Annotated in this window: 5 protein-coding genes and 1 pseudogene; 3 read left to right on the forward strand and 3 right to left on the reverse strand. The window is 34.8% G+C overall.

Features of this window, described 5'->3' with window-relative positions:
* Window positions 1-56: 56 nt before the first annotated feature.
* Entirely contained in the window at window positions 57-2,804 is a 2,748-nt protein-coding gene (locus P8M54_RS13155; RefSeq protein WP_300288387.1) for a TonB-dependent receptor, read from the reverse strand.
* Between the two features lie 183 nt (window positions 2,805-2,987).
* On the opposite strand from P8M54_RS13155, the gene P8M54_RS13160 reads away from it, so the two are divergent.
* Together P8M54_RS13160 and P8M54_RS13165 are read left to right on the forward strand one after the other, a co-directional pair.
* Window positions 2,988-3,671 carry a response regulator transcription factor gene (locus P8M54_RS13160; RefSeq protein WP_300288388.1) on the forward strand — a complete coding sequence of 228 codons (684 nt, stop codon included), beginning with the start codon at window positions 2,988-2,990 and terminating at the stop codon, window positions 3,669-3,671.
* 70 nt (window positions 3,672-3,741) lie between these two features.
* On the forward strand, window positions 3,742-4,818 hold the full coding sequence (locus tag P8M54_RS13165) for an ATP-binding protein (RefSeq protein WP_300288389.1): 1,077 nt from the start codon (window positions 3,742-3,744) through the stop codon (window positions 4,816-4,818).
* A gap of 29 nt (window positions 4,819-4,847) precedes the next feature.
* On the opposite strand, the gene P8M54_RS13170 is transcribed toward P8M54_RS13165, so the two are convergent.
* Window positions 4,848-5,477: a response regulator transcription factor gene (locus tag P8M54_RS13170; RefSeq protein WP_300288390.1), complete on the reverse strand. Its 630-nt coding sequence runs from the start codon at window positions 5,475-5,477 to the stop codon at window positions 4,848-4,850.
* A gap of 11 nt (window positions 5,478-5,488) precedes the next feature.
* Entirely contained in the window at window positions 5,489-6,979 is a 1,491-nt protein-coding gene (locus P8M54_RS13175; RefSeq protein WP_300288391.1) for a HAMP domain-containing sensor histidine kinase, read from the reverse strand.
* A gap of 331 nt (window positions 6,980-7,310) precedes the next feature.
* Between P8M54_RS13175 and P8M54_RS13180 the strand changes: the two are divergent.
* A pseudogene (locus P8M54_RS13180) lies at window positions 7,311-10,605 on the forward strand (hypothetical protein); the annotation flags it as partial.

Below are 10,605 nucleotides of genomic sequence, written 5' to 3' on the forward strand. Positions count from 1 at the left end.
GAAAAAGAGCAGCTGTTTAGCTGCTCTTTTTAGAATATAATGTGTTTACTATTGTTTTACAATTGATAATTTAAACTCAAACTTATTGTTGCTCCTTTTTTATAAGAAAGTACGTTTACGTCTCCATTCAAGTTTTCTTGAACTCTATTTATAGCCGGATTAAGCAAGTTTTTTGCAATTAATCCTATTCCTAATTTATCTGTTAATTTAGATTTTGTGATGAAGTCTAAAGAGCCAAATGCTTTATCTACTAAATCACCTTTACTACTTGTTCCAATAGCATTTACTCTATCAGAAAAGTAACTATAAGCTAGGGTAGTTGTAAGGTTACTATTTTTATTGTTCCACTCGTTAAAGAAAGTTAAATCAGCATTCATTAATAAATTAGAAGCTCCTGTAAATTTTCCTTTTGTATTTGTAAAATCAACTTGAAAATCTGTTTCTCGTTTTACTTTCTGAGAATCTAATTGCTGATTACTGTATAGATAAGAAACATTTAATCCGGCGGAAAGTTTTTTGGCATTGTTAGAATCAGAATTAAATAATTGCTTTCTGAATTCAGCTTCGGCTCCGGCTACATATCCATAATCTCCGGTATTAATATAAGAGATATCATTCGATGAAGAAGATACTGTTACTTCATTCATTGGGTTTACAATATATTTACCAAACGCAGTAACAGAGATTAACTCATCACTTTTTGGAAACATTTCCCATTTTAAATCTAAGTTGTAGTCATCGGATGCATATAAATCTTTGTTTCCTACTTTTACTTGCAGTACTTCCTCGTATATAAAAGGTGCTCTTTCTTTAAATTGAGGAAGTGTATATGTTTTACTTAATCCTAAGCGTAAATTTTGTTTGTCGTTTAGTTCGTATTTCATTACTAAACTTGGTAGAAATGCTGTTTTTGTCAATTGATCCTCACCTACGGCACCTAATTGCGTATTCCATACTACTTTTTGAGTAATGTTTTCTCCCCTAAGTCCAAGTACGGCAGTTAGTTTTTTGAGCTTGTATTCTGTATTTGCAAATGCGGCATGAATCATTAAGTCTCCGCCATATGTTTGAGGGAACAATGCATTAAAAACTTGCGAATTTCCTCTAAAAGTAGCTATTGTGAAATTACCGTTGTCAAAATTAGGTTGATTGTAAAATAAGTCTAAATTGTTTGGGTCAACAATAGTATTTGTATTGCCGCTAGTTGCTTTGATGTTGAATTGGGTTGCCTGAAAACCTCTAGACTTAATTCTTTCATTTAGTCCAAAAGTTATTTTTCCTAAAAAGTCCCCATCTTCATTTTTGTTAAATTTGTAATCGTAAGATGCATTAGCGGCTAGTTCGTCTTCTTTTAATTTTTGGAAATATCTATGATTATCAGGAGCTGAAATACTTGATAATTGAAAACCATTAGCCTCTTTTCTAAATATATTTTGAACTCTGTCAGGCATACTTCCGTCAATGATATTATAAGATACGCCCCAATTTAATTTAGAGCGATCTCCAATTTTGTGTTCACCAAGAAGTTGGTTAATCAACAAACTGTTTTTTTCGTAGTTAAAACGACGAATTAAACCATTTCCGTTATTAGCAAGATCGACAATAAATCCAAAATATTCTTCAGTTGATTGCTTAGAAGTGTTTACATAAACGGTATTGAAACTAACTTTGTTGTTACCGTTAATTTTATAGCTAATATTTGCCATACCTGTTGTGTTGGTTTCGTATTTCAAATCAGTAAATGATTCAAAAATTTTATTGGCTATTCCAACACCATTTACACTAGCTTTAGCTGTTCCATTGCTTTTTGCTGAAAAATCGTTACTAAATGAAGCAGTAGCAAAAAAACTAAGCTTACCCTCTGAACCGACATCAAATGATTTTCCGCCAGAAATTCCAATTGAAGAGGCTATTGGATTATAGCCTTTAAGTTGAAGAGAACTATAGTTAAATTGCGTAAGTGGATTACTTGGAATAGATTGGCTAGTAAAACCTAGACCGCTATATCCTGTGCGAAGTTGAAAATTATCTTCTGCAATAGCATTACTATTCACTTTAGATCCAATATCGACTTTTAAAAAACCGTTTCCTTTATAATCCTTTGAGATAATGTCGACGTTACCTCCAGCAAAATCGCCATAAATGCTTCCGCCGTATACTTTATCAATAGAAATATACTCTACAATATCCGTAGAAAAAATCTCAAGATTTAAATTCTTTTTTTCAGGATCATTAGAAGGAATAGGTAATCCATTCATTGTGGTTGAGTTGTAGCGGTCGCCAAGGCCACGCACAAAAATATTTCCAGAACCTTCTTGTTTTGTAATCCCCGTTGTTTTAGTTACAGCAGTAGCGACGTCACTCACACCCTTTCGAGCTAATTCTTGAGTTCCGATGCTTTGCTTAATTTCTACAGCATTCTTTTGATCTAGTAATAAAGCAGATTCTTTTTGTTTGTTTACAGTGGTTGTAATAACGACATCTTCTAGCTTATAGCTGGATGAACCCAGTCCTTTACTAATTGTAATGGTTTGTCCACTTACAACTGTAACTGGAAACTCAAGAGTTTCATATCCAATAAAACTAAATTGAATAATGTAACTACCTGCTGGGGCTGCAAGGCTATATTTTCCGTCGATATCTGTTGTGGCATTTATAGGTGTTCCTTTTAGTATTACGTTAGCAAAAGGAAGTGTTTCGTTGTTTGAATCTTTATCTGTTAATACTCCAGTAATCGTACCTTTACTTTGTGCAAACGAAAGCGTACTGATGAAAAGGGTCAAAATAAATAATTTAAGTTTCATGTGTGTTTAAATTTTTTGCAAAGTAAGGACGATATTATTAAGTAGAAGTTATCGCGAGGTTATCATTGCGTGTATTTAATATTATGAAAATGTTATGAAATTAAATTATGGTAAATAGGTTATTTTAACAATTCATTTATTATTACATTTACATTTACAATTGCAAACGTAAATTTGCTTCCTATGAAAAAGAAAAACACCAAGATATTACTAGTAGACGATGAACCAGATATTTTAGAAATTGTGGGGTACAACCTTACGCAAGAAGGATATCAGATTTATACAGCTACCAACGGCAAGGAAGCGATAGCTAAGGCTAAAAAAGAAATACCGGACCTGATCATTATGGATGTAATGATGCCTGAAATGGATGGTATGGAAGCGTGCGAAAACATTAGAAAAATCCCGGAACTTAATAATGTATTGATTACTTTTTTAACCGCTAGAAGTGAAGATTACTCTCAGGTTGCTGGTTTTGATGCTGGCGCTGACGATTATATCACCAAACCAATAAAACCAAAATTATTGGTAAGTAAAGTCAAAGCATTACTGCGAAGACTAAAGGAGAAGGAACACAATAGCGAAACTTTGAATGTAGGCGGTATTGAGATTAATCGCGAAGAGTATAAAATTGTCAAAGACGATATAGAAATTGCATTGCCTAGAAAAGAATTCGAGCTGTTTTATTTGTTAGCTTCAAAACCTGGAAAGGTTTTTAAACGTGATGAGATATTAGACAAAGTTTGGGGAAATGAAGTAGTTGTAGGAGGTCGTACAATTGACGTGCATATTAGAAAACTTCGAGAAAAAATAGGCGAAGACCTTTTTAAAACGATAAAAGGAGTAGGCTACAAATTTGAAGTTTAATTAGAATTTAAATGGCGGTACGGTATTTTAATAGTAATATCGGCAGTCTCTTGCGTTATCATACATATAAATGAAAATCAATTTTAAAAAAACATATAAGTTCGCAGTAAAATCGTCTTTGTACATTAGTGTTTTTTCTACCGCTTTTGTAGTATTGCTTTTAATGTCCTTGTTTCATTACACTTTTAAAAGCTTGCTGTTTTTTGGAATTATTTTCTTGATTGGAATCTATGCTTTTTCCTTCTTGGTGCTTCAATACCGTGTAGAACGGTTTATTTACCGTCGTGTTAAAAAAATCTATGACGACGTTTCTCTTCTAGAATCAAGTTCGCTTCTAAATCAACCCATAACCACAGATATGGAAACGCTGACCAGAGAGGTGAAGAAATTTGCTACTGATAAAAAGCTAGAAATTGAGATGCTACAAGTGCGTGAGGAATACCGTAGGGAATTTCTAGGGAATGTTTCTCATGAGTTAAAAACCCCTTTATTTACGGTTCAAGGATACATTTCTACTCTACTGGACGGTGCGATGGAAGACAAAACTATTCGTAAAAAATACCTAAAACGGGCAGAGAAAGGAGTGGAGCGACTTATTTATATCGTAGAGGATTTAGATATGATCACTAAATTAGAATCGGGTGATTTAAATTTAGAATACACCAATTTTGATATTGTTGAATTGATCCAAAATGTGTTCGATTTGCTAGAAATGAAAGCGGATAAAAAGAAAATTACTTTGGCATTCGAAAACAGCCCTGTTCATCCTAACTACGTTAGAGGTGATAAGGATAGGATTCAGCAAATTGTTGAAAATCTATTGGTGAATTCCATTAAGTACGGCCGAGAAAAAGGGTTGACGGAGGTTGCTGTTATCAACTTGACCAAAGAGAAAGTTTTAGTCCGTATTAGTGATAATGGGGAAGGAATTGAACAACAAAATATTCCGCGTCTCTTTGAGCGTTTTTATCGCGTCAATAAGAGTGGTTCGCGTTCAGAGGGTGGCTCCGGTTTGGGTCTTGCAATTGTAAAACATATCATTGAGGCACATAAGGAAAAAATCTACGTCGAAAGCGAATACGGAATTGGTTCTGAGTTTTCGTTTACCATAGAAAAAGCGGTAAAAGCAGATAAGGTCATTACTTAGGTCTACTTTAAAATTCTATTTCATCTGAATTAGTTGCTAGAATTCTTAAATAAGTTAATAAGATCTACTAAGTTTTTAATATGAAGTTTGTTGTAAATCTTGTTCTTATGTGTGCTTACGGTGGTAAGCTGGATGTCAAGTTTATTAGCTATTTCTATGTTGCCGTCCCCTAAGACCAACAAATTGGCAATTTCTCGCTCTCTAGTTGATAATATATCTAGTGGGTCTAAGCTCCCTTTGCTTGAAGAGGCTTTTACCAGTTCCGAAACCATGTCTGCACTAATATAATGACCAGTGGATAGAATGGTATTTACTACTCCTGTTATTTCCTTTTCATTGCTTAGTTTGTTTAAATAACCATTAGCTCCAGCAACTATATAGGGACATGCATGTGTTTTTTCATCATAAACTGAGAAAATAAGAATCTTAACTTCAGGTTGAATTTCGCGTATTTCGTGAACCATTGTCGTATTTTTTCCGCCTGGAATATTGATATCCAAAATAATCAAATCAAAAGTTTTACTTTTGATGATATCAATAGTTGACATATAATTCGAAGCTGTTGAAATAGAAAAGTGCTTAAATTTTTCCTGCAAAATGATCGATACGCCAGTCCGTACCACTAAATGGTCATCGACGATAAGTATTTCTTTATTCATTTTATATTTTTTTAACTTGTAAGTTGCTTCTTAGATTTCACTTCGACAGATACAATGGTACCTCCCTCTTCTCCTGTTGTAAATGCAATTGTGCCATTTAGCATAATTACTAATTCCAGAACGAGGTGTAGTCCAATACCATAGGTACTTAGAACTAATTTTTCAGGGTCTCGGTTATTAAATAAATTAGTGTAGTAGTCAATAATATCTTGACTCATTCCAGTTCCAGTATCCTTGACGTAATAGGTTATGCTGTCGTTTGTGGTGGTTGCACCTATTTCGATAGCACCATTCAAGGTGTTTTTTACCGCATTATCTAATAAATTATGTATTATTATCGAAATAATTCTTCGGTTGATTTTCGAATTTAAATTTCGATTCGTGGTATTTACAATTTTGGTATTGTAGTTTTCGGCAATCTCCTCAAATATAACTCTTTTTTCGTCAATTAGATCAAAAACAGAGTATGTTTTTTGTTCAAAGTCGCGATCATTTGTATAAATTTTAGAATATTCGACTAGTGTTTTTGTAAACGCAAAGAGCTGGCTAGATGATTTGTGTATCGAGCTGATGTATTGATATCCAATTTCTGATTTATCAGTAATAGAGATTAAATGTTTAGCGATGACTTGAATGTACTTTAGCGGACTCTTGATGTCATGGCTAATCGTTCCAATGATTTTTTTGTTCTGAATAATTTCAGTGGACAAGTTCTTTTTTGTTTTCTGTAAATCTTTTATGATTTTGCGCAATCTATCTTGTTGATTTTTTAGCTTTTTTTGTGATGTAGTTAGTTTGTTAATTGTTAAGGCATAATAAAAACTCACACAGCCAATAATTATTAGAATGAAAAAGGTGTTGGCCACAATTAGATAATTCTTTACTTGTCGCGTTCCTTCTCCAAAAGAATCGGAAAAGGCATCTTGATTGATTGTAATCTTAGTATTAATGGCATCGATCTCTTCTAGTAATTTAAGCTGCGTAGCAAAATCTAGCTTTTGATGCGTTACTTGCTCCTTAATGTACAAACCGGTTAGGTATAATTCTAGATTTAAAGCATCGCCTTTTTTCCATTCTTGAACTGCTTTTCTGAAAAAGGAAATCGAATTAAAATTTTGGAACAACCAAATCATATCATTGATGTCCTCCTCATTATTTTTTCCTTGTATAAAACCCTCTGCTACAGCTTTATGATCAAGCTTTGTAGCCATCGCATTTCTTGCTTTGGCACCACCAAAAGCAATATCTAAATTGGATTCGAATTTATCCCAGTACTCTTTCTTAGAAGTCAGTATATAATAAATTAAATAGTGCGTGGCAATGTTATGTCCTTTTGAATAATGGGATTCACCACTAACATAAGCTCTGGATGCTGACAAGGTTTTGATGGTGTAATAATTGACAAAAATTAGCATCGAGCAAGAAGCTAATATGATCACAAACAAAGTCACAATGTTGGTTTGATTTAGCCGGTACAAGAATCGTAGTAAGTGATTTTTCATGAAATATCGTTTGTGCTAAATTATAAAACAATTAGTAGTTAGAACTAGTAAAATGATACACTATTGTTAATATTTTATTAATAAAATAAATTTATTTCTCTTTTTTGTAGGAAACCGTCCAGAGCAATATTGACATTTAGCTATTTCTGTATCGGTTTTATTTTGCTTTCACATCGAATTATGTTTAGGCTTATTTCCTAAATAGTAGGATTTTATCATTTAAATTTGGTAATAACCTATAACCGCTATTTGGTATTGTTTTGAGATCCCCCCTCAATAACCAGTTTTAGCGGTAATGAATCCCCTATACCTACAATAAAATACTTATGCTATGGCAAATAATTACCTTAAATTGTATAGAATAAAATGCACCAGTTTTTTTACTACCATCTTAAAGCAACCTATCATCGTTGTTTTGGCATGTTGCTTACTGGTATCTGTGAATGGGTTTGGTCAATGCAATAGTGAAACACCTACTCCTTTTATATTAGATAATTTTGATAATTTATCGGTTTCAACCAAAACCACTGGATTGTGCTTGGTTGGTTGTGGTATTTTCAATGCTAATCGATTAATTGATAGTGACCTTACCAATAGTGCATCAGCAAGTTTTGGTGTATTGGGAGTTGGTACTACGCATGCTTTGCGTGTTACTGATGGTAATACAACTTACGCGCAAGGAACATTTGCCGGTTTTAAAATTGCTCCAACATCAGGGCTTTTAAATTTAAGTTTGTTGGATGCTGTTGCAGTAAAAACCTATAAAAATAATATACTAGTAGAATCCGTTAGTGGCTCGTCGCTTTTGGGCTTGAGTGTTTTAAATAGTAGTACGGATTACATTATTGGGTTTAATAGTTCAGCACCTTTTGATGCTATTGAAATCGTTTTGAACTCGGGTGTGGCTGCATTGAATTCCATTTCAATTTACCATGCCGTTGTTAGACAATATTGTGCTGGCTCAGCCCTAGATTGTAACACTGTAACCAAAGTTAACTTACCTGTTTTTCCAGTTGCAATTGATCAACTACAGACAGGATTTTCGGGAGTTTCAGTGGGAAGTATTACTAATCCCGAGCATGCCGTAAGTTCAAGTGCTACTGATTTTGCTAGCATCAACTTATTGACAGGCGTACTTGCTTCGGCAAATTTTGCTATTAAAGATCAAGTTACAGATTATCCAGCAGGAACCTACGCTGGAATGGAGATCGAAAATTTGGCCTTGTTAAATAGTGGCGCTTTGAGTAACATAAGTTTGGCTACGTATTTAAACGGAACCTTTCAAGAACAATTTTCGGGTAGTAATTTAGTAGCGAGTGTATCATTGATTTCCTCCCAAGGCGCAATAAAATTAGGGTTTGTTACTACTAAAAGCTTTGATGAAGTTAAACTAACCTTAAGTCAAGCAGCGGGTTTAAATTTAGGAACAACCAAAGTATATGGAGCAATTTTCGAAAAATTTTGTGCCGGCCCTGCATTACCATGTAATGTTCAAACAGCATTGATTGCACCCGTCTATCCAGTATATGTAAATAACGCGAGGTCAGGAATTGATGGTGTGGTATGTGCTTTATGTACAGTCACCAATACAAATAATTTGATAGATAGTGACTTAACTAATTTTGAACAAATTAATTTGACAGCCGCAATTGGCGCTAGTGGGAGTTTATCAGTTAAAGAAGAAATCACGGATTATCCAGCGGGTACTTTTGCAGGTTATTCAATTGAAACACCTACATTCTTAAATGTTAGTGCTCTTGATGCAATAACCATTCGAACCTACTTAAACGGATTGCTTCAAGAAACGAAGTCTGGAAACGGCCCCCTTGTTAGTGTAGGTACTGATTTGTTGGTAGGATCGACTAGACAAACCATTGGCTTTGTGTCAACCAAGTCATTTGATGAGGTTCGTATTACTGTAATAAATACTTTAGCAGTAAACTTGGGTAGCGTTAAAGTATATAATGCCGTTTTTCAAAACCTATGTGCACCTACAGTTGCCTGTAATACTTCTTATGTTCTTTCAAATCCTATGTTTCCGGTTATAATTGACTCGGATAAAACAGGTATCGAAGGGGTAGCTTGCGTGTCTTGCGCGGTAAATGGAACACAAAATTTACTTACCGAGGATACTAATGATTTTGCCAACATCAGCTTAGTTGCAGGGGCAGTTGCTTCGGGTTCGTTAGCTGTAAAAGATGTTTTATATACTTATCCAAAAGGAACTTTTGCTGGATTTGTTATTAAAGATCTAGGGACGCTAGCACAAGTTAATTTGTTTCAGTCATTATCCATTAGGACCTATAGAAACGGTGTCTTACAAGAATCTAAAACGGGTGGTCAGCTAATTGACTTGTCATTATTAGGATTAGATGTTTTGGGTTCTAGACCAGGAACTTACAGTGTTGGGTTTAAAACTACCTTAGCCTTTGATGAAATCCGACTTACACTAAATTCAATTGCTAGTGTGATTAATTCAATTAATATTTATGGTGCATTTGTCAATACTACCGAAAGCAATGGAGGAGATCTTCTTTGTGACTTTGCTTCTATAAAAGTAACTAAAGAGGGCGTTTTTGTAGATGTTAATAATGATGGTATTGCTAATTTAGGCGATAGGGTTGATTACACATTTGTTGTTACAAATACGGGTAAACAAACTCTAAAAAATATTACAATTGTTGACGAAAAAGCCGTTATTAGTGGTGGTCCAATTGCTAGCTTAGAGCCGGACAACAGTGATAGTACAACTTTTTCGGGCACCTATTTTTTAACTCAAGCTGATATTGATGCTGGAGTAGTCTATAACCTTGCAACAGTAAAGGCGATAACAGTAATAGGTACTCAAATTTCGGCTACTTCGACAGATCCAACTCCATGTACAATTTGTCCTGTGGATCCAAATTGTCCTACTTGTACCGCGACTTTAATTGTACAATCACCAGCAATTGCCTTGGTAAAAACAGCTTCTGTATCAGGTACAGGAGCAAGAGGCGATGTGATCACGTATACATTTGCAGTAACCAATACAGGAAATACCACATTGAGTAATGTAGTGGTTAGTGATCCAATGGTAGGACTAGTGCTAACAGGCAATCCAATTGCGACATTAGCAGCAGGAGCGACCAACAACAGCATCAAAGGGACTTACACGATTACCCAAGCCGATATCGACGCAGATAAAGTAACGAACAGCGCTTTGGTAAAAGCACAAGATCCAAAAGGGAACGATGTAACAGATATTTCAGGGACAACAACAACGAACAACACACCAACAGAAACACCAACCTCGTTTAACCCAAGCATTGCCTTGGTAAAAACAGCTACTGTATCAGGTACAGGAGTAAAAGGCGATGTGATCACGTACACATTTGCAGTAACCAATACAGGAAATACCACTTTGAGTAATGTAGTGGTTAGTGATCCAATGTTAGGACTAGTGCTAACAGGTAATCCAATTGCGACATTAGCAGCAGGAGCGACCAACAACAGCATCAAAGGAACCTACACAATTACCCAAGCCGATATCGACGCAGGCAAAGTTACAAACAGCGCTTTGGTAAAAGCACAAGATCCAAAAGGGAACGATGTAACAGATATTTCAGGGACAACAACAACGAACAACA

The sequence above is a fragment of the Flavobacterium sp. genome (assembly GCF_029242675.1).
Classification (GTDB): Bacteria; Bacteroidota; Bacteroidia; order Flavobacteriales; family Flavobacteriaceae; genus Flavobacterium.

Bases quoted from the DNA above. Each gene is read 5' to 3' on its own strand.
- P8M54_RS13165 (WP_300288389.1), top strand. From the start codon at position 3,742: ATGAAAATCAATTTTAAAAAAACATATAAGTTCGCAGTAAAATCGTCT.
- P8M54_RS13155 (WP_300288387.1), bottom strand. From the start codon at position 2,804: ATGAAACTTAAATTATTTATTTTGACCCTTTTCATCAGTACGCTTTCG.
- P8M54_RS13175 (WP_300288391.1), bottom strand. From the start codon at position 6,979: ATGAAAAATCACTTACTACGATTCTTGTACCGGCTAAATCAAACCAAC.
- P8M54_RS13170 (WP_300288390.1), bottom strand. From the start codon at position 5,477: ATGAATAAAGAAATACTTATCGTCGATGACCATTTAGTGGTACGGACT.
- P8M54_RS13160 (WP_300288388.1), top strand. From the start codon at position 2,988: ATGAAAAAGAAAAACACCAAGATATTACTAGTAGACGATGAACCAGAT.